The 25,933-nt window shown below is 44.4% G+C and carries 26 protein-coding genes; 13 read left to right on the top strand and 13 right to left on the bottom strand.

The genetic code is table 11. The features are described 5' to 3' along the window. Window positions 1–180: 180 nt before the first annotated feature. Window positions 181–1,968, bottom strand: coding sequence for a hypothetical protein (locus tag LZG94_RS17865; protein WP_233793171.1), 1,788 nt, complete (start codon window positions 1,966–1,968; stop codon window positions 181–183). 811 nt (window positions 1,969–2,779) lie between these two features. On the opposite strand from LZG94_RS17865, the gene LZG94_RS17860 reads away from it, so the two are divergent. The 4 genes from LZG94_RS17860 (at window position 2,780) to LZG94_RS17845 (ending at window position 7,417) form a co-directional block, all read left to right on the top strand. Then, entirely contained in the window at window positions 2,780–3,772 is a 993-nt protein-coding gene (locus LZG94_RS17860; RefSeq protein WP_233793170.1) for a hypothetical protein, read from the top strand. A 47-nt stretch (window positions 3,773–3,819) separates the two neighbouring features. After that, a complete protein-coding gene (locus LZG94_RS17855; RefSeq protein ID WP_233793169.1) occupies window positions 3,820–4,404 on the top strand; it encodes an RNA polymerase sigma factor in 585 nt (194 codons plus the stop codon). Continuing rightward, on the top strand, window positions 4,391–5,569 hold the full coding sequence (locus tag LZG94_RS17850) for a hypothetical protein (RefSeq protein WP_233793168.1): 1,179 nt from the start codon (window positions 4,391–4,393) through the stop codon (window positions 5,567–5,569). Before LZG94_RS17855 ends, LZG94_RS17850 begins: the two co-directional genes overlap by 14 nt. A 384-nt stretch (window positions 5,570–5,953) precedes the next feature. Continuing rightward, on the top strand, window positions 5,954–7,417 hold the full coding sequence (locus LZG94_RS17845; protein WP_233793167.1) for a hypothetical protein: 1,464 nt from the start codon (window positions 5,954–5,956) through the stop codon (window positions 7,415–7,417). Window positions 7,418–7,609: 192 nt separating this feature from the next. On the opposite strand, the gene LZG94_RS17840 is transcribed toward LZG94_RS17845, so the two are convergent. The 3 genes from LZG94_RS17840 to LZG94_RS17830 form a co-directional block, all read right to left on the bottom strand. Next, a complete protein-coding gene (locus LZG94_RS17840; protein ID WP_233793166.1) occupies window positions 7,610–8,770 on the bottom strand; it encodes a hypothetical protein in 1,161 nt (386 codons plus the stop codon). A 63-nt stretch (window positions 8,771–8,833) separates the two neighbouring features. Then, complete coding sequence (locus LZG94_RS17835) at window positions 8,834–9,322, bottom strand: hypothetical protein (protein WP_233793165.1); 489 nt, start codon at window positions 9,320–9,322, stop codon at window positions 8,834–8,836. A 95-nt stretch (window positions 9,323–9,417) separates the two neighbouring features. Next, window positions 9,418–9,780: a hypothetical protein gene (locus LZG94_RS17830; RefSeq protein ID WP_233793164.1), complete on the bottom strand. Its 363-nt coding sequence runs from the start codon at window positions 9,778–9,780 to the stop codon at window positions 9,418–9,420. 105 nt (window positions 9,781–9,885) lie between these two features. Between LZG94_RS17830 and LZG94_RS17825 the strand changes: the two genes are divergently transcribed. Then, the gene (locus tag LZG94_RS17825; RefSeq protein ID WP_233793163.1) at window positions 9,886–10,185 is read left to right on the top strand and encodes a hypothetical protein; all 300 of its coding nucleotides are present in this window, start codon (window positions 9,886–9,888) and stop codon (window positions 10,183–10,185) included. A 322-nt stretch (window positions 10,186–10,507) separates the two neighbouring features. On the opposite strand, the gene LZG94_RS17820 is transcribed toward LZG94_RS17825, so the two are convergent. Beyond that, on the bottom strand, window positions 10,508–10,645 hold the full coding sequence (locus LZG94_RS17820) for a hypothetical protein (RefSeq protein ID WP_233793162.1): 138 nt from the start codon (window positions 10,643–10,645) through the stop codon (window positions 10,508–10,510). A 216-nt stretch (window positions 10,646–10,861) separates the two neighbouring features. Between LZG94_RS17820 and LZG94_RS17815 the strand changes: the two genes are divergently transcribed. Together LZG94_RS17815 and LZG94_RS17810 are read left to right on the top strand one after the other, a co-directional pair. After that, the gene (locus tag LZG94_RS17815; RefSeq protein ID WP_233793161.1) at window positions 10,862–11,944 is read left to right on the top strand and encodes a M12 family metallo-peptidase; all 1,083 of its coding nucleotides are present in this window, start codon (window positions 10,862–10,864) and stop codon (window positions 11,942–11,944) included. Window positions 11,945–12,005: 61 nt separating this feature from the next. Beyond that, a complete protein-coding gene (locus tag LZG94_RS17810; RefSeq protein ID WP_233793160.1) occupies window positions 12,006–14,018 on the top strand; it encodes a T9SS type A sorting domain-containing protein in 2,013 nt (670 codons plus the stop codon). 36 nt (window positions 14,019–14,054) lie between these two features. Here LZG94_RS17810 and LZG94_RS17805 read toward each other — a convergent pair whose 3' ends face one another. The 4 genes from LZG94_RS17805 to LZG94_RS17795 form a co-directional block, all read right to left on the bottom strand. After that, a complete protein-coding gene (locus LZG94_RS17805; protein ID WP_233793159.1) occupies window positions 14,055–14,435 on the bottom strand; it encodes a hypothetical protein in 381 nt (126 codons plus the stop codon). A 139-nt stretch (window positions 14,436–14,574) separates the two neighbouring features. Further along, window positions 14,575–15,222 (bottom strand): peroxiredoxin, encoded by a 648-nt coding sequence (locus LZG94_RS17800; protein ID WP_233793158.1) that lies wholly within the window; start codon window positions 15,220–15,222, stop codon window positions 14,575–14,577. 122 nt (window positions 15,223–15,344) lie between these two features. Further along, window positions 15,345–15,704, bottom strand: coding sequence for a DUF4369 domain-containing protein (locus LZG94_RS26560; RefSeq protein ID WP_409013312.1), 360 nt, complete (start codon window positions 15,702–15,704; stop codon window positions 15,345–15,347). Between the two features lie 484 nt (window positions 15,705–16,188). Then, a complete protein-coding gene (locus LZG94_RS17795) occupies window positions 16,189–16,626 on the bottom strand; it encodes an Rrf2 family transcriptional regulator (protein WP_233793157.1) in 438 nt (145 codons plus the stop codon). 103 nt (window positions 16,627–16,729) lie between these two features. Here LZG94_RS17795 and hmpA point away from each other — a divergent pair, with 103 nt between their 5' ends. The 3 genes from hmpA to LZG94_RS17780 all read left to right on the top strand — a co-directional run bounded on the left by hmpA (window position 16,730) and on the right by LZG94_RS17780 (window position 19,451). Beyond that, the gene (gene hmpA, locus LZG94_RS17790) at window positions 16,730–17,935 is read left to right on the top strand and encodes an NO-inducible flavohemoprotein (RefSeq protein WP_233793156.1); all 1,206 of its coding nucleotides are present in this window, start codon (window positions 16,730–16,732) and stop codon (window positions 17,933–17,935) included. A gap of 110 nt (window positions 17,936–18,045) precedes the next feature. Then, window positions 18,046–18,495 carry a cupin domain-containing protein gene (locus tag LZG94_RS17785; protein ID WP_233793155.1) on the top strand — a complete coding sequence of 150 codons (450 nt, stop codon included), beginning with the start codon at window positions 18,046–18,048 and terminating at the stop codon, window positions 18,493–18,495. A gap of 62 nt (window positions 18,496–18,557) precedes the next feature. Continuing rightward, on the top strand, window positions 18,558–19,451 hold the full coding sequence (locus tag LZG94_RS17780; protein WP_233793154.1) for a dihydrodipicolinate synthase family protein: 894 nt from the start codon (window positions 18,558–18,560) through the stop codon (window positions 19,449–19,451). A gap of 62 nt (window positions 19,452–19,513) precedes the next feature. Here LZG94_RS17780 and LZG94_RS17775 read toward each other — a convergent pair whose 3' ends face one another. The 4 genes from LZG94_RS17775 to LZG94_RS17760 are packed head-to-tail and all read right to left on the bottom strand — an operon-like array spanning window position 19,514 to window position 22,641. After that, window positions 19,514–21,004 (bottom strand): catalase, encoded by a 1,491-nt coding sequence (locus tag LZG94_RS17775; protein WP_233793153.1) that lies wholly within the window; start codon window positions 21,002–21,004, stop codon window positions 19,514–19,516. 35 nt (window positions 21,005–21,039) lie between these two features. Next, window positions 21,040–21,612 (bottom strand): MarR family winged helix-turn-helix transcriptional regulator, encoded by a 573-nt coding sequence (locus LZG94_RS17770; protein WP_233793152.1) that lies wholly within the window; start codon window positions 21,610–21,612, stop codon window positions 21,040–21,042. 8 nt (window positions 21,613–21,620) lie between these two features. Next, window positions 21,621–22,352, bottom strand: coding sequence for a hypothetical protein (locus LZG94_RS17765; protein ID WP_233793151.1), 732 nt, complete (start codon window positions 22,350–22,352; stop codon window positions 21,621–21,623). Window positions 22,353–22,407: 55 nt separating this feature from the next. After that, window positions 22,408–22,641: a thioredoxin family protein gene (locus LZG94_RS17760; protein ID WP_233793150.1), complete on the bottom strand. Its 234-nt coding sequence runs from the start codon at window positions 22,639–22,641 to the stop codon at window positions 22,408–22,410. A 231-nt stretch (window positions 22,642–22,872) separates the two neighbouring features. Here LZG94_RS17760 and LZG94_RS17755 point away from each other — a divergent pair, with 231 nt between their 5' ends. From LZG94_RS17755 to LZG94_RS17745, 3 genes are all read left to right on the top strand, one after another. Beyond that, complete coding sequence (locus tag LZG94_RS17755; RefSeq protein WP_233793149.1) at window positions 22,873–24,312, top strand: PLP-dependent aminotransferase family protein; 1,440 nt, start codon at window positions 22,873–22,875, stop codon at window positions 24,310–24,312. A 52-nt stretch (window positions 24,313–24,364) separates the two neighbouring features. Then, window positions 24,365–24,607: a hexameric tyrosine-coordinated heme protein gene (locus LZG94_RS17750; protein ID WP_233793148.1), complete on the top strand. Its 243-nt coding sequence runs from the start codon at window positions 24,365–24,367 to the stop codon at window positions 24,605–24,607. A gap of 86 nt (window positions 24,608–24,693) precedes the next feature. Further along, window positions 24,694–25,308, top strand: coding sequence for an FMN-binding negative transcriptional regulator (locus tag LZG94_RS17745; protein WP_233793147.1), 615 nt, complete (start codon window positions 24,694–24,696; stop codon window positions 25,306–25,308). Window positions 25,309–25,933: the final 625 nt, after the last annotated feature.

The raw sequence follows: 25,933 nt of genomic DNA, 5'->3' as shown, positions 1-25,933 counted from the left end.
TAAAAAAGGGGGTGAGATTATTATGTTCAGCGGCAATGGTTAGCAGAACCTGTGTGCAGCGTAGGCAATAAGCTGATCACTGCGCCAGTGCAAGCTACATTAATGACCACTATAGTGCGACTGTCATTGTAAATAATATAGTTTTTGCTTCCAGTTAGGTTGATAGTAGGACTACGCCGGTCATTCCCTTAGTGAAAGTTGTACATCGAGGGGATAAGTGTAGCTATTATGAATACCGGACGCCTCAGTTCTACGAAACGTAATTTTTCCAGAAATTTTCTTATCAACTATCTCTCCTTCAAAGGAAACGTTCCAGAGACTAGCGTCTGCGTCAGATCCTTTAAAATCAATATTTACAGTTTTACCTAAAACGGTAAAACTATTCATACTAAACGAGTATGGTGTAGTGTAGTATGGAATTGGATTAGTACATGGGTTATTTATGTTGTAAGTTCCAATAGTTCCCGTTAGCCTCGAGTCAACAACATTTATAAATGAGCTCCCTTCAAACGAGATAGTTATCTTTGAATTTAAAAAAATTTTTTTAGTGTGACATATCATAGAGGTGGTAGGTGTTGCTACGGCACCTGGTAGATCAAGTAATATCCCACGTTCACTACCACCTTCAAAAATCGCCATGCTATTATTTACCAAAGTATTATCTGTTATTGTCTGGCTAAGCTGCTCGCCCATATATTCATAATTTATTACAAAATCGAAGATTGTTCGACCTGATTTTTTTGTCGTAAAAACAAGATCAAAGGACTGTTCATCTAATTGCGGTACTTCGGCAGCAATTTCCGGATCACCAACTATATCGATTCGAAACTTGGAGAGATCGTCCGGATAAGTATAACCTTTCTCAAGTGGAAATGAAGGGATTTTGATATCTATGTCACTTTTTATTAATACAGACATTTTTCTCAAGCCTTTTAATTGCCTGGCAAATGAGTTCACGTCTGGATTAGGAGAATTTAAATCCAAATCTTCCTGAAAATTCCTCACTGGAATGCTCAATTGCATCTTTTTCGCTTTGCCATTCTGAAATTCAAAATTCAGCGTTCTCAGACCATTTAGACTGAGCACCTCTCCGAGTTTAATTAACTTATTGATACTTATCTGATATAAGGCTCCATAATAGTCTACCAGCGAAACTGCGACAACCGCGCCAATAACGGCCAATGCTACCGGAGCTGTTATGGTAACTGCAGCGGCACCTAATAGTAGCAAGCCCATGCCCGCAGTACCACCGGCTTTGAAGCCCCTATAAAATATACAAGCAAATAATTCGTTGTCAGGCAGCGATTCATTACAGTCATTCATGACTCGTGCTCCCGAGAACCTTTGATTCTGCTCGGCAAAATTTTGAAAAATCAAATCGATTTTATCCTTATTCGCAAATAGATATCTAGCAAGTGTTAAATTGTCGACTTCTGAATTTGAAGTAAGCATCCCATTAAACTTGTTTATAGCCAAGCTGATCCTTCCTAAGATTGAATCGCCTTGAGTCGGACTGATGTATTTTTGCTGTACCAAATTTTCGATTCTGCCAGTCACTTGGCTCACTATGGTATCTAGCTCAACTTTAAAATCATTGACGTATATTTTCGGCTCCTTCATTTCAGGTAGTTTGTCTACGACTAATGTTTCCGTCCAACTATTACCATCCATGGTCACCTTATTAGCACCTGCTACAGCATTCTCAGGTATAGTTAGCACGTACGTCGAGTCCCCAACCTTAACCACTGGTATTTGCGAATCGCCAAATTTTACCAGGGAAAGGTCCTTTTCATACTTGTCGATAAACGATAATTGAATCACCTCTAAGGGAACTACTCGATGTTTGGAGAGTGAAAAATTTATGCTTGGGTTAGAAGGAGTTGGCGTTTGGTGTTTTTCTTTACAACCCGGAACGAAAAATAAAACCAACAATACAACATAGAAGGCATATTTTGAGATCGGTGTCATGTTTGGCTAAATTTTAGAAAGATAATGATAGGGCGACAAAAGCACTTTCATATGGCGGTAATTAACTGATAGTGAGCCTGCTATTAGCATTAAATTTAGTAATATTTTTGAGTTAGTACTATGGTAACTTAGTATTCGGCGAATGCCAGTCATGCTTATGTTTTTCGTGGCGACTGATGGTTTCTTAGTATAGTTGCCATAGTAAATAGGTCGTATGCAAAACTGCTCTGCCTAGAAAGAATAGTTTTGGTGAAACATTTCAGTCCAGATTATAATTTGATGGTCGGCCGTATCTATCATCCGTTCGCAAAACCGATCCATTTACCTAGCAAATGCACCTAGACTTACAGACGTAGCCAGCGCGTCTTTGGTTATTGTAAGCCTATTTCAGTGCTATACACACTGTTGTATAACTTTTGTTATGTTAAATAGAATAATCTAAGCTGATGACAATTATTCTATTTTTAGGTGATTAAAGAATCTCTGTCCTTCTGGTCGATTTACTTCATTGTCGTATAACTCGTAAGACATTACCATGCAGTGTGGCGGTGATGAAGCAACCATTTCCTTTTTAAAAAAGGTAATTAGCTCGTTAACTTCAAGCTTTGACGATTCGGTTGATCGCAATTCGCAGTCATGCAATCCGTCTTCAAATTCGGTATAAGATTCGTTTAGCGGTCAATCGTCGGTAGAAATGAACCGCTTATGATTAGGGTTTGAAATGATATTGAATTTATTCTTTCGATCGTGCAACGATTTTTCAAGAGATTCGTGTCTGAGGGGTACAATCAATAAATCCACAAAGAGACGTATGAAGAATCGGGTATTATATTTTGGCAGCGTTTGGGTGCTGGGCATTCTGGTCTGTATTGCTTTCCAATCTTGCGATAAAGTCCAGGGGCCGGAACCAACCCAGGTGAAAGTTCCGGATTCGGTCGCTTCCCTGGTTTCTGAAAAGTACCCGGGCGCCTCAGAAGTGGTACTAAAAGCTGTCCGGGAAAACGAATTGTGGGAAGCACGATTTACGGCAAACGGCATTCAGTATTATGCAGGGCTAGACCCTGAGAAGATCATCGCTGAACACAAGTTGATCAGCCCTTCACTACCCGACTCGCTTGAAAAGCTTTTCAGGGACGCCATACCCTTTGATTTTCAGAACGCAGTTTTTTCCGATTACCGCGAGGACATGGTCACGAGATTGTTTGGTATGTCCAACAACCCCATGTATAATGTTAAACTAACTACTGGCGGCAAAGAATACCTGATTTACTGGGTACCACTGAAGGTTCTGGACGATAACCCGAGATGGGTGTATTTATGGTGGATGATTCCGTATGCCAAATTCTCCTATTCGGCATTCGACGCCACTCCTGCTGAAATACCGGCTGTATTGGCAAACTTTGCCGCCAGCAAAGGCCTTCCTGCAAACGCCTTTTCGGCTACGGTTTTCGGCGACAACAACCTCGAATTAATTCTAAACGGCTGTTGCGGGCACTATGTCATCGATGGTTCGGGTAAGCTTTTATTTTCCAATGAAAATGCGCAAGCTTATAAAACTTTAAGCGAAATACCCCAGCAGATCCCTCAACGGCTTTCTCAACTGGTTAACGATATACAGAATTACAAGCTGAATGGACCGGATAATTTTCGGTTTTCGGATAACGGCACGACAGGTTACAGTGTATCCCTTCTTCATGATTATAATATGACTAAAAATCCCAATGTGCTGATCCAATCCGATTTTGACAATGATTTTAAGCTTGTAAGATTTCGATTGTCCGGCACAGTAGTACGCCCCCTCTGAAACACCTTACAACTTTTCTGCCCGAATCCTCGCGTTCACTGCCCCTGATGAAGTTTTTTCCAAGTAAAAAATACAGTACGCTTACCGACCTTGTAAAGGCTTGTCAAAGGCTAGATTCCCGGGCGCAAACGATATTTTACGAGCGTTACAAATCTGAGCTGATCGGAATATGCTTACGCTATGCGAAGACGAAAGCCGAAGCGGAGGATATTTACCAGGAATCGTTTATCAGGGTGTTCAAATATATCGATCAGGTAAAAAATCCTGAATCGATCGACTCATGGATCAAATCGGTGGTGATCCGAACAGCAATCAATTACTATCACCGGACTACAAAATTGGAAAACCTGCACATTTCAGCGGATGCTCACGCCATTGATTTTGAAGGGGATCAGCACGAGGGGATTATTGAAAGATTAAGTGTTGATGAGCTGCGGGAAATCATCGGACAGCTGGCCGATGGTTACCGTATGATTATCAACATGCATTTGATCGACGGGTATTCGCATGTGGAAATTGCCGAAATGCTTTCCATATCTGACAGCACATCCCGCTCACAGTTTTTGCGCGGACGAAATATATTGATCAAGAAATTAAGGGAAGCAGGAATTACCAGATATGAAACACGCTGACGACAAATTGAATGAATGGTTGGCATCGGAACTTCGAAAAAAGCTGACCAACACGGGAGACCAGCCGGATGCCCGGCTGGATGCAAACATATTGAATGCAGCCGCCGGCAGCAACCGCTCCGGTTTGCTTGTGAAGGTATTGATGCTTTTGATTTGTGGCCTGCTTTCTGTTACACCCGTCGCCGACCAGCTTCCTACCGATAAAACCACCCAGGCCCAGCACCGCATTCAGAGCCCTGCTCCTGTCGCGACTGGAAATGCAGCTTTAAGTAAACAAAACGCTATTGAAGCTGGGGCAGGTTCCACAATGCCAAAACGCATGAAACTTGATGGAGGTGGGAATAACCGACAAGTACCCGTAGCTGAGTCTGTGATAAAATCGGCGCTGGCTTTGCAGGAGTATGCAGTGGTTGATCCGTCAGATTATGGAGTGGCCAATAAGGATAATACCTCTGACAGCATGAGCTTGGAAATGCTCACTCCTGTCGAAGGAAACTTTGCATCCCCTGCGCTCGAATTGCAAGCTCCGACATTCACACAGACGCCAGTGGAACCTGTTCAAACTTCAAATAAGTGGAATATAATAGCGGGCTTTACGCCCATGAACAGTTTTCAACTCATTCAGATCAGGGCAAATCAGCAAGTTACCTATCAAAATTTCAGGTTTCCTTCCGTGTTATCGGGTCAAAAGATGGCGTACAAGTTGCATGCTGGCGTTGAGACAAACGGCTGGCAGCTGATGGCGGCTTATACCCATTTTAAGCACAACTTTTCTTTTGAGATTGCTACTGATGAATATGTGTTCAGCCAAGACGGTTCCGGGACCATATTGGAAAGGAATGGGATAGAAATGCACGAAAAGCAGATCATGAATATGGTCGGGATCGGCCTGACAAGGAATATAACATTTAACAAATCCATCCATCAGGGTTTTCTCGCCAGGGTCGGTGCTGAATATTCTCATGATTTTTCTTCCCGGCAAAGCGCCGTTTGGGGAACACTTACCATCGGGCGGCATATTAATTTAACCAATAACACCTCAATTTTAATCGGCCCTAGCCTCACGTATGGTCTGACCAGGCTTCGTACCGCGAGCGGGCGTTTCAATGTCCAGCCCTACCAAATCGGGATTGCGGTCAATTTTACTTACCGAGGCATGCGATAGTGTAGCCTTCAAATAGAAGCTCTAAAAAATCCAGGTTGCGAGCTTAACTTTCCTGAGAAGCTATCATCTGTTACAGACAGGCCTGGATTATTATGTCTTATTAATTCCACTTCATTTCTTTAATTTCTACCACTACAATCCGGCTTGTGTGAAATTACATTCAGTTTTTCCTATGGGGATCTGCCTAGCGCTGATTCTATTCTTCTTTTACATAATTGTTAGTAATTCAGTCAATGTACCAAACGGTGATGATCTCTATTGTCTTTTGCTTTTCACCCAACAGTTCCAGGATGCATCTTCGCTTACTGAGCGTTTACAACTTTTGCTAGGGCAGTGGGTTGAGCACCGGATTGTGTATTCCAGGTTCACCGCGCTTTTGTCTTATTGGCTGACCAGCCACGTCAACTTCGTTACAATATTCTGATTGGCAATTTCACCCTGGTAGGGTTTACTATCCTATTTTGGAAATTGATTAAACGGACTGGCACTTCTTTATATTACCTTATACCGGTTGTGTTAACACTGTTTAGCCCGGTCACTTATGAAGCCAATCTGTGGGCCGGAGCAAGCACGGTTTATATGCCAGTTGCCTTTCTAGGGCTGTTGACAATTTATCTCCTTGTATACCATGGCCGAGCTGGTGCCATACTTGCATTACTAACTGCACTGCTGGCAACGTTTTCCTTTGGTAACGGAATGTTTTCTTTCGTTGCGGCAATTGCGGTGATGCTGTACCAAAAAAGGATTAGAGGCGCAGTAATTTTCGGACTCATTGGTGCGGTTGCCATAATACTGTATTTTCAGGATTTTGAAGCTCATAGCAGTACCAAGGCTTTTAGTGTCAGTGAACATTTTAGGCAGCCGTTATACTTACTATATAATCTCTTCGCTTTTGTTGGTGGTATCCTGGATTACACCGAGAATTCTAATGCTCCTATTGTCGCTTCAAACATTCCGGCAGTGCTGCTTGGCTTACTTTTGTTTACGGTTATTTGCGTGGGCAGTTTACTTTTTTTTCGAACGAAGCCATCTCAAAACGAAAATAGAAATATCACGACCTTAAAGTTAGTTTGGTTTGGTATGGCTGCATTCATTGTAGTAACTTCAGTGGTCATAGCTTACTCCAGAACGTCTGGTGCGGCCATGAACACATTATCGAGCCGCTACAAGATTTACTCCATGTTATGCTGGATATTAGTTTACTGTTTTTGCATGATCCAATTTAAAAAGCATGAATTTGTTGGATTATTTTTTGGCAGCGCGAGTTTGCTCATGCTCTTGTTTAACTATTACACCAACTATGACAAGCTCACAAATTACAAGTCCTATTTTCTCTCTGGACTTTTCAACTATAACAACAACGGGCAATGGGTCATATATCGTCACACCTCCTATTATGAGGGTGCAAGTAGAATGCTCAGCGATTCTATTGCAGCAAACCTCAAGCCTGTTTATGTATTCAACCCGGTCTTTCCTGAGCTTTCTTACAGCGCGCTAGAAATGGCACCTATCTTGAAAAACGTCCGGATTTCTGAAAATGAGGGGTGCAGTAGTAAATCCAGAAAGTGCCTTATCGTACAAACAGATAATTATCCACTGGTCTCAAATGATTTCAGAGGGATCTATCTGGTCGTATACAATGACGCAAACATATATCTGTTTGTAGCCAATCCCATCAAAAACGGCAGAGCTAGTATGCTTACTGGAGGTGAGTATTACAAAGAAGGGTTTTATCTGGAAGAAAATTTCGGAAAAACACTAAATCCTGGAAGTCATTATAAGCTAGCCGTCTTCTGCCCGACAGAGAAGCATAATATTAGGCGTCTCGATTATAGAATAGATGGATAGCTGTTTATAATATCTGGCAGAGTGAACCCTATATTTCCGGTAGTCCTAACTGGAGTCGCGAAAATAATCTGATACATAAAGTAGGTCGCAAAAGTGAATAGAAATAGTAATAATCTTTTGCAGCCGGCCGTCGACTGTAACGTGAGTGGCTATGGCGATGATGGTAAATTACAAAGAAACGCCATTTTCTTTCTAGAAATCGATCACTTTCCGGATCACCTTGTACTCTTCCGCAGCCAGCACATCGATCTTCCCATCTGATGCGATATGGACCTGGTCGCGAAACCGTTTTACTCGGGAAAGCATTGGTTCAATGATAGTATTGCTGTGGCTGACAAAGTCATATAGATCTTGCTCACTTGCCGGCAGCTTATATCCGCGCGAGCTGCTGGCTATCAGCACACCTGCATCCCTAAGGGGCGCTATTACCTTGGTTTGAAAGTAATGAAGCGAAACGTTTTTTCCTTTCCGGGCCCTGATATGCTCCATCAGCTCAAAGCTTGTGATGTAGCGGACTGGGTCAATATGCCTGAAATGAAAGAGCAGATAGCTCAGGGTGCTCACCTGGTCAATAGCCTGCGGGGCTCTATCGGCTGATTTGCGGTGCAGGAAGTCGTTGGCCAGGTTAACGCTAAGCCTGGACAATAGCGGGTCGAAGCTGGGCCCTGGCTGTGGCCGGCTGATCAGGTTATGCTCGAAAGCATCGGGCCAAAACCTGATAGTAACCACTTTGCGTTTAAGGACTTCTATAAAGTCAGCCCTCTGATCAGTTATGACTGTCTCATCGTAGCAGCGTGCCAGCGTTCCGGCAATCAGCCCAGCGGTCTGTACCACTAAACTATCCTGTGCTGCGATAAAGCCAAAAGAGGACTCATTGAAAAGGTTGGCGATATGGTTCTGCTGCACATAAGAGACGAACCCTTTCATAAAGGTTTCATCCTGGATCTGACCTGTGACCATTTCCAGGTCCGGAAAGATCCGGAACAGCTCCCGGTCGGCCAGCCCATGCAGGAATTTGAAAAAGGAACCTTTGTAGCGCAGCCCCTCTCCTATCAGCTGTCGCTTATCTACAATGACCGAAAATATTTGGAAGGGCAGCTCTTCGAGGTCTTCCAGGATTTGTTTCCTCTTGATATGGTCGTTGCTGATCTTTTCTGAATCAATCTGACCTCCATTGAAGTAACGCTTGCTGACCGCTTCAAGTACAGGCAAGACACACGGCACATCGGCTTTGCCAATGATTATGGCACAGACAATAAAATGGGTGGTTGGTAAAGTGGTCGAACCTGGCCTTTTAGAGAAATCAAGTGCGTTGTTTCCCCATTCGCTTAGAAAGGCAATATGATTGTGCATACTATTCAATGCCGGTAACCGGCCCCAATTATTAACGTATACTGGTTACCGGCAATATTATCCTTACTGTGAAACCTGATCAGTATCTTGCTGGCTGGCTTTCGACTTGCGGCCCCGTGGCTTTCCAGTATAAGGTACCTTTTCGATAGCCTGCTCAGGAGCGATTTCCAAAGCATAGCCTACTGAATCCTCATGCTGAAAGATGGAGGCTGTAAACACATACTTCTGATTGCTGTAATCGATCCCGCCTTTGGAAAGGATCACCTCCAATGGCAGCGAGTAGCCCCGGCCAGTGCGGACGATTGAAAAGGCGCTTTGCTGCTCAGTTGGCACAAGGTAAAGGTTTTTGATCTTGCGCTTGCCACCATCAGTCCCTACCTGAAATTTAGTAGTCTCAGGTTCAATGCCCAATTCTTCAATGGCCGCTGACGGGAACACTATTTTGCCAGCAGCAGAGATATAGCCTTTTGGAAGGGCTTTTGCTTTGGCATTCTTTTCTGCTTGAAGCTCATTTTCCTGTGGTGAGAAAAACCTGATATTTTTAGCTTTCATTTATAGTGCTAATTGGTGAATAATAAAGTGCAATATATAAATAGGATAGCAACAAACATGACGTGCCCAATCTGATGATAGTATGCAACTAACTCTCATCCTTTGTGTATTTCTTTCCATCTGTTATAATCCTGCTCTAACAGGTACTGCTTCATGTACTGGTCAAGCCCCAAGTCGTTCCGCTCAGCTGCATGGCGCCGTAATGACAATGATTGTCGGTTACGTTCTAAACCTTCTATTTGGAACATGTTTGCCAATACAGAATCTAGTCCTTGCAGCCAATCATCAAAATCATCCTGGGTCGGTTCAGCTGCATGTTCATTGTAATAATAGGAGCTGACATTTCCGGTACGAAACATAAAGGCCATTTCATCTCGATGCTGCTGTGGCAATGCGGCCAGTGCCTCTGCTTGCCTTGCCTGTAAAACCGGGTCCCAGTGTACAGTCCTGTCTTCCATTGTTCCAGACTATTTTTTCTCAAATGTGCAACGGGCGTTGCAGAAATCAAACTAACATATATTTTTGACTTTGAAGCCGAATGAAGAAACGTAAATAATTTCCGAATGCTATTTATTGGAATAATCAAAAATGAGGACCCAACATCACTGATTGATCCGTTAAGTTTCGAATCAGTAGAAGCACTGCACCAATTTCTAAGCCAGGTACTTGATAAACGTAATTTTTCTCTTTCGACACCAATTACAATTGAGCTGCTTATGGAAAGCTTAAAACTACAAAAGCCAATGGTCGTCAACTTTGGGGAGCGTAATGTTTCGCTAATGATGGGAGAACAAGAAGTGATTTATGCAAATACCTCGCGCTTCGTACACGTAGGCCTAATGCAAGAATTGATAAATCTGTAAGTAACTAATAATTCAGACTTTTGGTCTCGCATTACTTATTAATGCTCTAAACTCACATGTCAGGTTTATTCTAACTTGCATGCACCGGGGCGGGCAAAATACTGCTTTGTCAATTATCCTTTAGCCCGAGACTTTTTTTGAGCTTTCGATGCATCCTTTGCCGGAGCATCTACTGCTTGGTCGTCATCCTGAGGCGGCAGCGTACGATGTTTCAGATAGGCATCAGTGTGATCGATTTTGATCTCAACCCACATAGGCAGATGGTCTGACATCTAAGGTGCGGTAGTATGTCTAATAGTAGCCGGCTTTGTCTTTTCGGGCATTAGCTTCCGAGTTCCATATGGTAAGCCTCACCCATGTCTGCCTCATATACACTTTCATCCTCTTTTCGGTACACTGTCTCAAAAAAGTCAAAGACACCTGCCTGTCCACTTGTTTCAAAACGGTCTTGACGTACCATAAAAGCAATCTGGTCGTAGAACTTGTTTTTAGGCGCGTTGCTACCTGGAAGGGCCTGTATGCCCCTGATTGCTTCTAGCTTAAATCATTGTAGGAAATTACCGATCAATAGTCATTTTCAATTTAGATCAACTTAGGCAACATAGCTGCAATAAATAGTGTCTATCTTGTTCAACGCTGCATTTTGAATACCCATAACATTTCGTCTGACTTAGCTATGAATGGTTCAACCTTTTCCTCTGCCGGATTCAAAATCCTGTTTGTCCTTTTACTTTCCTGGCAACAGACCTTTGGTCAGGAAAAACCTATCATGTGTGGTACCAGCGACAGCGACGCGCCGCAACAAATAAAGCATCTGATGAGCAGGCTCCCGGCTGTCATGGCTTCACAAAAAGCGCGCACTGCTGCCGAAGAAATGAGGCTATGCCGCATTGCCGTCGATATCGATTCGGAGACTTATGTAAAATACGACAGGGACACAGCTGCAATCATCCTCAAAGTGCTTGGAAACGTTGAAAAGGCATCGAAATTCTTCGAAAGGGAGGCTAATATCCGAATGGTGGTAACCAGCATCCGGATATTTAAAGATGACGGCGTGGATCCGTACGCAGGAGTGGACAATGTGCACCCGATGCTTACTGTGCTGGTCAACCGGAATTTATCGGATTTTAATTTTGATAAAAGGGTATATCTCTATACCAAGCCTGTATTTGGAGGTGCCTCAGGGGTTGCATTTATCGGGGGTGTCTACAACGTGTCCCCGCTTGAACACAACGGAACCCTCATGCACGAACTGGGCCATAACTTCGGGTCTTACCACTCAAATAACTGTGGCTGGCCCGGCGGACCACTCGACTACTGCGGTGGTGCGGAAGGCGACTGTTACGACAAATCTTCCGAAAATAGTACAAAGGGATCTCTGATGAGCCAATGCGGCGGCACCGCCGGACAGCCCCTTCATCCCATGATACAAGCCGTGATCAAACAGCATGCAGAAGTTAATTTTCCCAAAATAGAATCTAAGCCACAATCGGTTTCACTGGTGGGCGACATTACCGCGATCAAAGGGGACTTTTATTCCTGGCCAGTCTCGCTGAACGCCAGCTCCTACGAATTCAGTTATTCCACGGACCCAGATTTTGTGGGCGAAACTATCTCGACGACCGCATTAAACGGTATCCATTTACTGAAACAAACGCGAGGGTCAGATTATTTTGTCCGGGTGAAAGCGATCAACTCATTTGGTTCTTCAGAATGGTCAAATACGATCAAAAATCAGGATCGACCCCGACCAGCCTGACGTGCCTGAGCTAATTGAGCCTGCTAACAATTCATTTCCCCCTGCACATTTCTCATTAACATTGTTATACTCAAATGTTCCAGGCGCATCAGCATACCGCATACAGGTCACCAGCCTCACCGATTCTGATTTTGCCTATCCCTCAGACGATATCATTTCATCAAATCAATACCCCTACACACCTTATTTTGGAGGGTACAAGTGGCGCGTCAAGGCTATTGTAGATGGAAAAGAAGGTAAGTGGTCTGAAATAGGGTATTTTTCGATCAATCCGCGTTTGAACATCACTGGGCTGTACTTACCAATTCCGGATGATCTGCTCAATGCGCCCCGGACTATTCCGATTGCCTATTCTCCATCCAATTACTATTCGAATACCAGCATCACAATTGCCGATAATCCTGGCTTTTCTAACCCGCTCTTTCAACGTAACTATAAGCCTTTTATGGAAATTGCTGATGTGGTTAAAGATCTGCCGGCCAACACGCAACTGTATTTTCGTGTGCAGGAAAGGAATACTGATCTGATCAATTTCCCGGATCGTGACCTGATCGACTATGTCTTTTCATTTACAACAGGCAACACTAACGGTCCGCCGGCACTTACATTCCTCAGCGAAAAGGACCAGCATGTTTTTGGTCGTATGAACCCGAAAATTGCCCTTTCAAAAGGGCACGTCTGGCTCGGGGTGTTGGATGCAGGGTTTATAAAACTTGATCAGAAAGCGCTGACTTTCCAGGCATTCAACCGTGACAACACCGACGGACTTCTTGGGATAGGATTGGATAATCCCGTCCGTACAGACAATGAGCTGAATGTACATACGATTAACCCCACGGACGGCAACAAATTCCGTAAAGTCAAACTGGTCAATGAGGTCCCCTCATCAGAAGCAACAGTGACACCGATCCACTTTGTGGGCTATGTTCAGGATTTCAATCCGCAGCACGGTGTTTTCTGGACGCAAACTGTAATATTCAAAGAAACCAATGGCGGCTTTGTCGCGCTGCGCCAGGTTTCGGAAAATCAATTTATCAGGGATATCAGGTTTCGAGACAACAAAGCGTGGATCCTGCTGGTCAATACCGACCGCGATTACAGCACTGAAATCCTGGTAATGGACCTCAACGATCATGATCTGATCTACACCATTAACTTTGAAACCAGCCCTGCAATAGAAAATGTGATCGACCAGATCGAAATCCAACCTGACGGAAAAGTCTGGCTCCGGCAGACCGATTTCAGCACCCTTGATAATTCCATTGCTTATTTTGATGGTTCATCCTGGTCGCTTTTCAATTCGGAAAATGCCCCTTTTGGCAACAGGATTTCTAGTATCGGCCTTTCTCCGTCCGGCAAGCCTTTTTTGCTGTCCACCGGCAGCGAGACGCAGGTTTACAAGTTCAATAATACCACTTGGGAAAAGGCTGGCGAGCCACTTCCATATCGAAAATTCGAAGGCGATCTCTTGATAGATACTTATGAAAGCTTCTGGATATCAAACCGGTTTGGGTTGGCAAGATTAGCCTCGAAAGAGGCCCTGCCGGTGACACTGGTAAATTTCAGTGCGGCTCCCGAAAATAATATTGTTGTATTGACCTGGCAAGTGACAGACCAGGTCAACATGGCCAGCTACGTGATAGAGCATAGCACGAACGCAAAAAACTTTCATGTGATCGGCCAAACGCCGGCAGTTGATACGACTTTTTACAGTTTTGCTCACGCTAACCCCAATCCTGGAATCAATTATTTCAGGCTAAAATCAACTGAATTGGACGCGAGTTTTGTTTACAGCAAAGTAATCAAGGTCAGTCTGAACAATCTGGATGACATCGTATTTTATCCAAACCCAGCCACCGACCAGCTGCAAGTAAAATTGAGACATGATATGATTGGTCAGTCTGGCCAACTTTCAATTTTTGCCAGGGATGGGAAACGGATCCACGTAAACAAATTTGAGAAATTAAGGGCGCAGGAATCCATTAATGTTTCTAACCTGGAAGCGGGCAACTATTTAATCCAGATTGAAAATAAAAATGGGTCCAGCAGCAGGGCCATACAAATTGTACGGTAAAAAGCTTGACTGCCAGCGACGTTTAATGGGGAAAATTTACATCTTAATCCTTATTTGCAGATTTCCTGATGTAGAATCATTTAGAGATATATATTTGACATACAGTTTATTGCTGTAATAATCTCCCCGAACGTTTGCTTTGCTTACTTTCCCTTTCGGCAATAAGATTTCATTGGCACCAGCAAAAACAGTGTCAGCGCTAGGCACTGTGTCGCTCCACAATATCTTGGCGTCGTGGCTAAGGTCCCCTTCGATGGTAAAAAAAACAAAAGTCGGTTGCTTTCTATTTTCTATGATAAAATAGTCGTCTTTATTAACCTCTGTTACCTGATGATAGAATTTTTCATCTTTCAGACCCAAAGCCTCGCAGCCTATCAAGCCGGCAGCGACAAAAAATAGTAGTAATGTTTGTCTCATAGTTTTGCCTGAATGAATTTTATTAGAAAGAAAAACGCTCTGATTACCCTAATACAAGAACTTACACAGATTACCTTCGCGCTCCGATTTTCTTTGCTTTCATAGTTAACTTAATTGGCGCAATATGTTACGGGTAAAATCACCGACTCGCTCCAAAAATTTCTGCCAGCTTGTCGGATAACAAATTGCCTCTCAAATCTTTTGCAATGACGATCCCGTTCGGGTCAATCAAAAAATTTGCTGGAATAGCATGGATATCATACATCCTGGCCACCTGGTTTGACCAACCTTGAAGGTCGGAAAGCTGGCTCCAAACTAATTTATCTTTCTGAATTGCTCTAATCCAGGCATCTCGTTCAGACTTCTTGTCCAAGGATATGCCAATGATCGAAAAATCCCTCTCCTTATACTTCTCGAATTCCTTTTTAAGACGTGGATGTTCTGCCCTGCATGGACCACACCAGCTCGCCCAAAAATCAATCAGGATATATTTGCCGCGAAAGTCAGAGAGGGATACCTTTTTCCCCGCTGTATCGAGTTGTGAAAAATCAGGAGCCAGGGATCCGATTTTTACGTTCCGTAAATTTGATAATCTGGCTGCAAAATGAAGGCCCATGGGGCTATTTTGAACCGAGCTAGTCAAATTTCTAAAGAGCTTCTCCGCCAAGTCTATGTCCGGTCTAGGTCCAAGGATATAGTCGATAGCCTCGATGGCAATAAGATTATCAGGGTTCTCTTCTAAAAACTTTTGATAGGCCCTTTCCATTTCACGGTCAATCTGCATCATCTTTCGTTTGAAGCCTTCCAGGAATGTGGTATCTTTTTTTAGCTCTGGGGACAAGTGCATCTGAGCGCGTGCTTGGGTACTAACTTTTCGTCCCTTTGCCTCAATGGGCGCCAGCCGCAACCTTAGTACATTGAAGTCACGATATTTACGTTGCCTCCTTCGATAATAGCCGACGACAAAGAATCAGGACTATAAATTTTGATCTGTCCGGGTTCAAGGTACAAATCAATACTGCCTTGATCTGGGTGAGATCTTACAAAAGCTCTTGCCGGAATGTTGACAGTTCCTTTGAAAAGAAACTTTCCATCTTTGACTACACACGAATCCATTGTCTTTTGCCCTGTACCAGGATCAGCATAAATTAGATATGCTTTTGTCGCTCTGGTGGAAAGTAGCTCCCCACGGACCGTATAGGGGCGCACCTGTGCATGGGCTTGCAACGAGATTAGCAAACAAATGATTGTAGATACTTTATAGGGCATAGAGTTAGTCATAAAAGGCTTGTGATAATTGCAATCTCGTATCCAGTGCTAAATAGGTTCAAAGGTGCAAGCTACAAATTCTGTACGCCTTAGAAACCTATAAGTTAACGAAAGTTACAAAACATGATTATCTAATCACGCTTAGCATCAGACTACGTAACTGCTGTGGATACTATCTCATTAGTGACATTCATCTTTTTTGAGACTGTCCGTTCTAACTTAAAGTGGCAATCACAAGTGAAGAAAACGGAGGTTTTCGTTCCAGTTTTCAATAGTCTTATTTGAGCTACTCAATCGCCTACAATCGGTAAGTGAACTCGGCAAAAAAATTAAAGTAAAGGGATATTACAAGATAGCGGATGCTTGTCTTGTTTTGAATTTTCAGATGCTCGGGAGAATTATCTAACCTAGTAGCTCTTAACATAGAATATGAATCTTATAGAGCACATGCAATCAAACGAGCCATTTTACTAAGCCTATTACCCTATTTCTTCAAAGCAAGCATGCCTGCCAGTAGCTCCTGGTTAAATGCTCCAATCGTTGTGGTAAAAAGCAGATCTTTAATTTGATCCCTAATAGCCTTGAACTGGTCATGGAGTGGGCATGGCTGGATTTCTGAACACTGTTTTAAGCCCAGCGCACAGCCATAAAAGAGTGCGTTCCCATCCACTGCCTCTACGATGTCGCTTATTGGCTTGGATAAAGATCCGTTCTCAATGTAAAAACCGCCGTTTGGTCCTTTTACGGAACTAATTATGCCTTTTCTACTCAAATCTTGCAAAATCTTGGCAAGGTAAAGTTCGGGAGAATCAATGCCTGCTGCAATGTCTTTGATCCCTACCCTCTTGCCCAAAGCAGATTTGTGTGCGATATAAAGCACCGCCCTTATTGCATACTCGCACGTTTTTGAAAAGATCGCCATAGCCGTAAACCCAAATTTAAAAATAATAAAAGATATTCTTGTCCTTTAATGTTTTTAATTTAATTTTGGATAAAAGATAAAAAGGTATTTATATATTTAATAAATGACAAACGAACAAAAAGATCTCGTAAAGGCCACTGTGCCAGTTTTAAAAGCAAACGGCGTGGCGCTGACCACTTATTTTTATAACAGAATGCTCACAAAAAATCCCGAGCTCAGAAATGTGTTTAATTCGGCAAACCAGCATTCAGGAGCACAGCCCACTGCGCTGGCAATGGCTGTGCTGGCATATGCAGAACATATCGACAACCCGCAAGTACTTTCGCATGCCGTAAACCGGATCGCCAACAAACATGTAAGTCTGGACGTCAGACCCGAGCAGTATGCCATTGTGGGCAAGCATTTGTTGGCTTCCATTAGCGAGGTGCTTGGCGAGGCGGCAACGCCTGAGCTGATCGATGCCTGGCTGGTCGCTTACCAGCAACTGGCAGGGATTATGTCGGGGGCAGAAGCTGATTTGTATAGCCAGTCCGCAGCGAAAGAAGGTGGATGGAGCGGGTGGCGGCCATTTGTGGTAAAACAAAAAGTGCAGGAATCGCAGGAGATCACTTCATTCTATCTGCATCCTTATGACCAGGGAAAAGTAGCCGGTTTTATTCCGGGACAATACATTACTGTCCGCTTGTTTGTGCCAGAATTGAATGTATTCCAGCCACGGCAATACAGCATTTCCTGCGCTCCTAATGGTGAATATTACCGCATTTCCGTTAAGAAAGAGCATGGCAACCAGCAGCGGCCGGAGGGCTATGTCAGCAATTTACTGCACAACAGCATTCAGCAGGGTGCAATGATTGAAGTGGCTGCGCCGTCCGGGGACTTTGTTTTGGATATTGAAAACACGAACCCGGTTATATTCATCAGCGGTGGTGTTGGCCTCACTCCATTCATAAGTATGCTGGATTATTTGATCTCTGTCGGAAACAAAAGACCGGTTACCTGGATACATGGATGCCGCGGTTACCGGGTGCATGCATTTAAAGATCTTGTGCGTGAGTTGGGCGAAAAGCATGGCACAATGTCTGTCCACACTTTTTATGACAAGATTGAACAACAAATTGAAGATGGTTATTATGAAGGTTTTGTGGATCTGAGCAAGGTGCAGCAAGCCATGCAACCCGATGCCCAATATTACATCTGCGGACCGGGCGCTTTTATCAAGAAACATTTTGACTATCTGAGTGCGCAGGGTGTTGCGCGCGAGGCCATCCATTTTGAAGAGTTTGGTCCGGCGACATTGGCTGTGGGATAATGAACGAGAAGCTGGCCCAGGGATTTATCTTGATTCTGTACCATTCCGGCCGTCCATGACTGCAATACTTTTGTGATGCAATAATGCGTGAAACACAAAAGTTTTCAATCATGGATACGTTCAGTTCAAAGGATTTTCATCAGACATTTGCACGGCCGCAGTTTCAAAAACCGGCCTATCTGATCCATAAGAATGTGGAAAACGCGGGAGAGCACAGCCAATTTTCGACAGAAAGGAAGCATCCCGTGTTCTTCGTGGATCTGCCCAGCAAAAATGTGAGTATGACCATCGGCGGCTTATTACCAGGCCAGCTGACCAACAGGCACCGTCATACTTACGAAACGGTGCTGTATGTTCTCGAGGGAAAAGGATTTACGGAAATCGAGGGTGAAAAAGTGGAATGGGAAAAGGGAGATGCCGTTTACATTCCTTCCTGGGCATGGCACAGACATCAAAACCTGAGCGGTACACAGCCGGCAAAATACATTGCCTGCGAAAACGCGCCCCAGCTTCAAAATCTGGGCGTTGCGCTTCGTGAAGAAGAAGGAAGAGATCTTTAAAACCATTCAAATGAAGTCTTCATGCCGGAGACTTCATTTCACTTTTTTAACCATTGATAAAAATGAAAAATGTTCCATTCAAGGGGATCATCGCATACCCTATTACGCCATTTGACGAAAATGAAAGCGTAGATCTGCCCCTGTTCAAGACACTGGTTGAACGCCTCGTTGCATCCGGTTCACACGGCATAGCGCCACTGGGAAGCACTGGCGTGCTACCATACCTTACAGATCAGGAAAAAGAGGCCATTACCGAGGCTACGATCCAGCAAGTTGCGGGGCGGGTGCCGACTTTGGTCGGTGTGTCCAACCTTACCACCGAGCGCACGATTTATCATGCCAGCTTTGCCGAAAAAGCAGGCGCAACCGCTGTAATGATCATTCCGATGAGTTACTGGAAGCTGACCGATGATGAGATCGTCAGGCACTACGATGCCGTCGCTTCTAAAATCTCTATTCCCATCATGGCATACAACAACCCGGCAACAGGCGGAGTCGATATGCCGCCTACCCTTTTGAAACGGTTGCTGGAAATTCCCAATGTAACCATGATCAAAGAAAGCACGGGTGATGTGCAGCGCATGCATTTGCTAAAAAGAGAACTGGGTGATGATGTGGCATTTTACAATGGCTCCAACCCGCTGGCACTCGCTGCATTTGCCGCAGGCGCCGACGGATGGTGCACCGCCGCACCCAATTTGATCCCCGAACTCAACCTGAGTCTATACGACGCAATCCTGAACAATGATCTGGCATCAGCCCAAATTCTCTTTCTCGAGCAGTTGAATCTGCTCACGTTCATCGTCGCCAAAGGCTTGCCCCGGGCCATTCAGGCAGGGCTCACAATTCTTGGAGAAAACGCAGGACATTTGCGCGCGCCATTGCAACCGCTAACCGAAACTGAAACCACAGAACTCAGGCATATTCTGGAAACCACGAAAGTGGTCTTTGACTGAAACGTTTAAACAGAAAAATCATCCCTGTTTTAAATAGGGATGATTTTTTATTGGAATACTATCTACATTTCCGAAAGCGGCTTCATTTCGTAACCCTGGTAATCACGGACTACCTCCATAGATAAGCCAAGCGCCTTTGCCACGCCCCGTCCGTATTCCGGGTCGGCCTGATAGCAGTTACGAATGTGGCGGATTTGAATGAAATGCTGCGCGCCGCCAACTGCTTCTGCTGTGTTATTGAAAAGCGCTGTCTTTTGCTGTTCATTCATCAAACGGAACAGGTTTCCCGGTTGGCTGAAATAGTCGTTGTCTTCGCGGTGGTCCCAATGTGCCGCTTCCCCAGTAATTTGGAGCGGCGGCTCACTAAAATCAGGCTGCTGTTGCCACTGGCTGAAACTGTTGGGCTCATAAGATGTGGTGCCGCCATAATTTCCATCTGTGCGCATCGCACCGTCGCGATGGTAAGAATGGTAAGGGCATTTAGGCGCATTCACCGGAATCTGGTGGTGGTTAACGCCTAACCTATAACGCTGCGCGTCGCCGTATGAAAAAAGCCGCCCCTGCAACATTCGATCCGGCGAAAAACCAATCCCCGGAACCACGGAAGCGGGATTAAACGCAGCTTGTTCGACTTCTGCAAAATAGTTGGATGGATTTCGATTCAATGCCAGCTCGCCGACTGGAATGAGTGGAAAGTCAGCGTGTGGCCACACTTTCGTCAAATCAAAAGGATTGATTGGATAGCTGTAAGCATCGCCTTCTTCCATGATTTGCACATACATGTTCCATTTCGGGAAGTTACCCGCTTCAATGTTGTCAAAAAGATCACGCTGATGGCTTTCTCTGTCATTTCCAACCAAATCAGCTGCTTCGCGGTTGGTCAGGTTTTGAATTCCCTGTTGTGTTTTCAAATGAAATTTGACCCAATAACGCTTTTGGTCACCACTGATAAAACTGAATGTATGACTGCCAAAACCGTCCATATGCCGGTAACTTTTTGGCAAACCGCGGTCGCTCATCACGACCGTTACCTGATGTAATGCTTCCGGCAAAAGTGTCCAGAAATCCCAGTTATTATCGGCACTACGCAGATTCGTCCTCGGATCGCGTTTCACAGCGTGGTTCAGATCAGGAAATTTCAGTGGGTCACGAAGAAAGAAAACCGGCGTATTGTTTCCTACCAAGTCCCAGATGCCTTGATTGGTATAAAATTTCAAGGCAAAGCCGCGAATGTCCCTTTCGGCATCAGCCGCGCCGCGCTCGCCAGCAACGGTAGAAAACCGTACAAACACTTCTGTTTCTTTGCCAAGGTCAGAGAAAAGATCCGCTTTGGTAAACCTAGTTATGTCGTGCGTCACTTTGAAGACCCCATATGCGCCCGAACCCTTTGCATGCATGCGGCGCTCAGGGATCACTTCCCGATCGAAGTGCGCCATTTTCTCTAAAAACCATGTGTCTTGCAGAAGTGCCGGCCCCCGCTTGCCGGCGGTCATGATGTTTTGGTTGTCCGGCACGGGCGCACCGGTCCGATTGGTCAATTGGTTGTTGTCCATAGTGTTCAGATTAGGTAAGGTAAAATCCAGCCTGTTTAAAGGCTTAGATGATGATCAGCACAATCGAGTTTCAACTCCTTGTCTGCCAAGCCGCTTTTTAACAACTTGCAGTAATGCCCACTGCCAAGATGATCGTAATGACAGCAAGTGAAACACATTTGTTGAATGCTGATAATGCCGGCCAGGTGAAGCTGCCGGATAAGTTGGAGCAAACCTGTAAACATGATTTCTTTTTGCATTGGAGATAGTATGTCCAGCGGTTTTTCAATGGCCCACGCAAAACCGGCACTTTTAAGGGCCAACTCCCTGCCCCGCCCAGTCAATACAATCATGTAACTTCTTACATCCGCAGCATCCACATATTTTTCAATCAGGCACTTTTGTGCAAGCGACTTGACACTGTCGCTGACTGTGGCTTTGGTCAGATCAAAATGCCGCGCTAAGGCAGTGACTTTGGAGCTTTCCCCGAATTGAAAAAGCAGAAAGATCAGGATCTGGATTTGTATGGGGCTCAATGCATTCAACTTCCCTTCGTTGCGAAGCAATACGCGAAATGCCTGCGAGACCCTTGCCAATGCATCAACGATCTTTCCATCAATTTCAGTCATGGCCCGGCTTATTTTACCTTGTAAGGCAAGGTCAGTTTGCCAGAAAGCACGCTATAAACATTAATAACACCCAGCATCGGCTTGTCCATGGACATGCCATTTGCCGGAGCGGACACCTGCATATAGCAACTGACGGCATCGTAATTGAAATCCACCTTATTATTGACCCTGTATGTAGGCACTGAAACACGGATTGCGCTTTGCTGGGTAACGACCTGATAACCTGGCGAATCCATATACATAGGCATGTCGGGGGCTGTTTTAGGCTTTGTTATTTTATCTGCCTTTTTATATTCCTTTACCGAGAGTCCGCCTTTTACACGCTCGTCTTTTACAAGAACCACCCAGTGCGGGTGCCATACAATGCCGTCATTATCAAACTTGCCGTCGGCATTCTCATCCCAAAGCGGGCTATCGTCGAAATCAGGATGCGAAGTAAGGGCAAGGGCCACAATGCCTTCGGTTGGATTAAAACCAATATCTTCCGGCTTCAATGTTGTAGGAAAAACGTATCCTAAGACAGGGGCCATATCCATTTTCCCCACGGCAGTGGGAACAGTCTTTCCGGCCGTTCCTTCCACAGTGATCTCAAATTCGAGTGATCCGTATTTTTTATTATGGATTACCTGCGCTGATTTGATCTTAAAATCCTTTGAGTCTTCGTATTTTTTGCAATGTTCGCATGCCATAGCGGCCGTGAAGGACAGGATGGCGGCGAGCGTGAATATTGTCGTTTTCATGTTTTGATTAGTCAAGATAAATTAGCGTTACCGGCAGGTTCTGCCGGCCTTTTCTTCAACCTTTAACATCTTCCAGCGATGCGCCGAAATTGATGTGCAGTACATTGCCATTGGGCGTAAGCAGTGCGGGAACCGATTTAATCCCAGCACTTTCTGCTTCGCTGAGACGGCTGCGGTCTTCCCCGATATTTACAACTTCAACCTGATCTGCACCGATTAGATTAAGAATGTCGTGCTCTGCACTGACGCATACCGGGCAACCTGCGTGATAGAAAATTGACTTGCTCATTTTTGTGATATTTGATAGCTGGCACCATTGCCGATTCAAACTTAGTGAGGAGCCCTAACGATACTTGCTGGACCATTTTGAATTAATAATACTGGACTATCTGGCTCAGCTTCGACTTATCCAACTTTGTAAAATCATAATAATCACCTGAACCTTAACAGTTGGTAGAATGCATGCACATTTTACTTTGGCCTGTTGAAATGAGACATTCAAATAAAACCAGCTAGTCCAATGCTAAGACCCTGGAAATTGGAAATCCGGATTGATCACAAGTCACAAAAGCCAGTTTATCTGCAAATCGCGGATGCTGTCATTTCAGATATTCAATCTGGAAGACTTAGTAGCGGTGATGCTTTGCCAGGAAGCCGCAACCTGGCCGAAATGTTACATGTGAACCGGAATACGATTGTAGAAGCATTGCATGTGCTGCTTAACGAAGAATGGATTGTATCCAAGGAGCGGAAAGGGACATTTGTTGCCGGTACACTGCCGGTGTTCAGCAGGCAGCGTAAGGCAGAAATCACCACACCGGATCAAAGCCTACCGAAGCAACATTACAGGATCATTTTTGATGATGGTTATCCCGATAGCAAAATCGCACCCGTGACCGAGCTGGCGCGTGGATACCGGCAGATTTTCAACCGGAGTGCACGATGGCAAATGATGGGTTACGGCTGCGAATTCGGTCATGCAGATTTCATCGAAGCCATTGTACAAATGCTGAACCATCAACGTGGTATGCAAGTCAGCAGCAGTTCCGTTTGCGTGACGCGTGGCAGCCAGATGGCGATGTATCTCGCTGCCCATTGTATTTGTTCAAAAGGCGATTTTGTTCTGGTCGAAAATCCGGGTTACCAGCCTGCCTGGAAAGCATTTGAAACTGCCGGTGCCACATTGCTGCCGGTTCGTGTTGACAAGGACGGTCTGGTTATTCAGGATGTAATTGATCATTTGAAAACGCACCCTAACATTAAGGCCATTTACATAACACCGCATCATCAATATCCGACCACGGTAACATTAAGTCTGCAACGAAGGCTTGAACTGATCCGCTTGTCCAACGCTTATGGATTTACCATCATTGAGGACGATTACGACAACGAATTTCATTTCGGGTATCGTCCGGTGCTTCCAGTTTCGAGCTTTGCCGAGCTGCAAAACTATGTGTACATCGGCACGATGAGCAAGGTTGTTGCGCCTGCCTTACGCATTGGCTATCTGGTTAGTCATGATGCTTCGCTGATTTCAAAAGTGGGCGAGCTGCGCAAGATTATTGATGTTCAGGGTGATGGCATTATGGAACAGGCCGTTTTGCAGCTGATCCACGACGGAACGATAAAACGCCACATTAAAAAAGCAACAAGCTACTACAAAGCAAAGCGCGACTACACGGTTTCGCTGCTAAATACTTATCTAAAAGAAAGGGCTGATTATACAGTTCCGGAAGGCGGTCTGGCGATTTGGATACAACCAAAGCAAGCGCAAAACTGGCAGCAGATCAAAGACATGATGGCCGCAAGTGGGGTTAAAATACTTCCGCCAGAACATTATAGCAACGACCCGTCGGTCAACGGCATCAGGTTGGGCTACGGATCGCTTTCCGAAAAGGACCTGAAAGAGGGAATAATGCTTCTGGCTAAACACTTTGCCTTACATGGCACAGACATTTAACCACTGGTTCACAGGCAGTATTTTACTTAACATCACTTAAACAAATAAAGAAATGGCAGATCCGATTCAACTAGTGCCAGCAGGCTCACTTATTACGCCTACTGCCGAAGAAGGCAGACAGCTTGCAATCAAAATGGCAAGACTCATCATTAAAGCCACCCAGCCAGATGCAGCTGTCCGTGAAAAACTTAGGTCTATATACGCTCAGGATGCAACAATGCTGGTTTTGATTGGACAAACTGTTGCCACCGAATTTGCCACAATTGCAGCAGCTAATAGTTACTGGCAAAAATGAGCAATTGGTAGCTTAATTTACACAATTCAAGCCTTACCACGCATGCAGTAATAGTTTGTAAAGAACCCTCCTTAACAAAGGCACCTATGTATACAATGCCCTATTATTCTTCTGCAAATCCGGAAGAAGTTGTTGCTTTTATGCAAGCAAATCCATTTATTACCCTTATTGGCTATGACGGGATGTACCCGGTAGCAACCCAGGTTCCGGTAAATATTATCAATGAGGGAAACGCCTTAAAGCTGATAGGCCACGTAATGACAAAAACGGATCATTGCAAGGCCTTTGAAATGCATCCTAATGTGATGGCAGTTTTTAGGGGTGCACACAGCTATATTAGTGCGTCGGTCTATGAAAAGCCTGCTGCTGCTTCCACCTGGAACTACAAGACAGTACAAGCCAAAGGGATAATAAGGCTTCTTTCGCAAGAGCAGACCTATGAAATCATTAAAGACATTACCGATAAATACGAAGATCCACACAGCAGCCCCTCGGCATTCCACAAAATGGATCAGGAATATATCCGCAAAAACCTGAAAGCCATCACCGGTTTTGAAATTATGATTTGTCACATTTCCCATGTCTTCAAAATGAGCCAGGACCACTCCCAAAAGGACAGAGAAAGAATAGTTGAAGACTTGCAGCAGAAGGAAGATGCCTTGTCCCATCTGATGGCAGAAGAGATGAAACACTACGTTTGATTTTTGCCGCAAGTCAGCTTCTATAGACATAATGCATGTTGACAACAGATGGCATGACTTGACACAGCCTGATATTAAATTGCAAATATTTTTTCCTTGCTGGCCTATGTTTACTTTCAATTGTGCAACGGGTGTTGCACAATTGAAAGTAGTTAACCTTTTTGCCATAGGTGGCTCGTACGCTACTGAAATAGGTTGTCGCAAATACTACATCAAAGATCCAAATCTGCTGCTAATCTAAATGCTGGAACTTACTTCTCCGCTACTTTTCTCCTATCAAGTTCAAAGGTTATCTCTAACCCGAAAGTATTTTAGTGAACATAAGGCCTGTTATATAACAAAATATTATTTGGGGGGAGAATCTTAGAAATTACGCAATTAGCACGGTTGTCAGGGCAAACAAAGTGCCAAAGGTGTCACGAAATGCATCGATTTATGCAATTGTAGCGAATATCGTTTATAATTCGATTTGATCGTTGGGTTAAATCTTGGCGTAAATGGTGCATCCTTAGCAACCTCAATGGCCATTAGCCACCGGTGCTACTTAACTTTTTGTATTTATTTCTAATGATGTTACGCATCTTAGTTTTTCTTCATTTCGGTTGACATTTTCGCAGTCAAAAGA

The sequence above is a fragment of the Dyadobacter sp. CY343 genome (assembly GCF_021390335.1).
Classification (GTDB): Bacteria; Bacteroidota; Bacteroidia; order Cytophagales; family Spirosomataceae; genus Dyadobacter.
The sequence above is the reverse complement of the archived record's forward strand: the minus strand, read 5'-3'. Positions and strand labels throughout refer to the sequence as shown.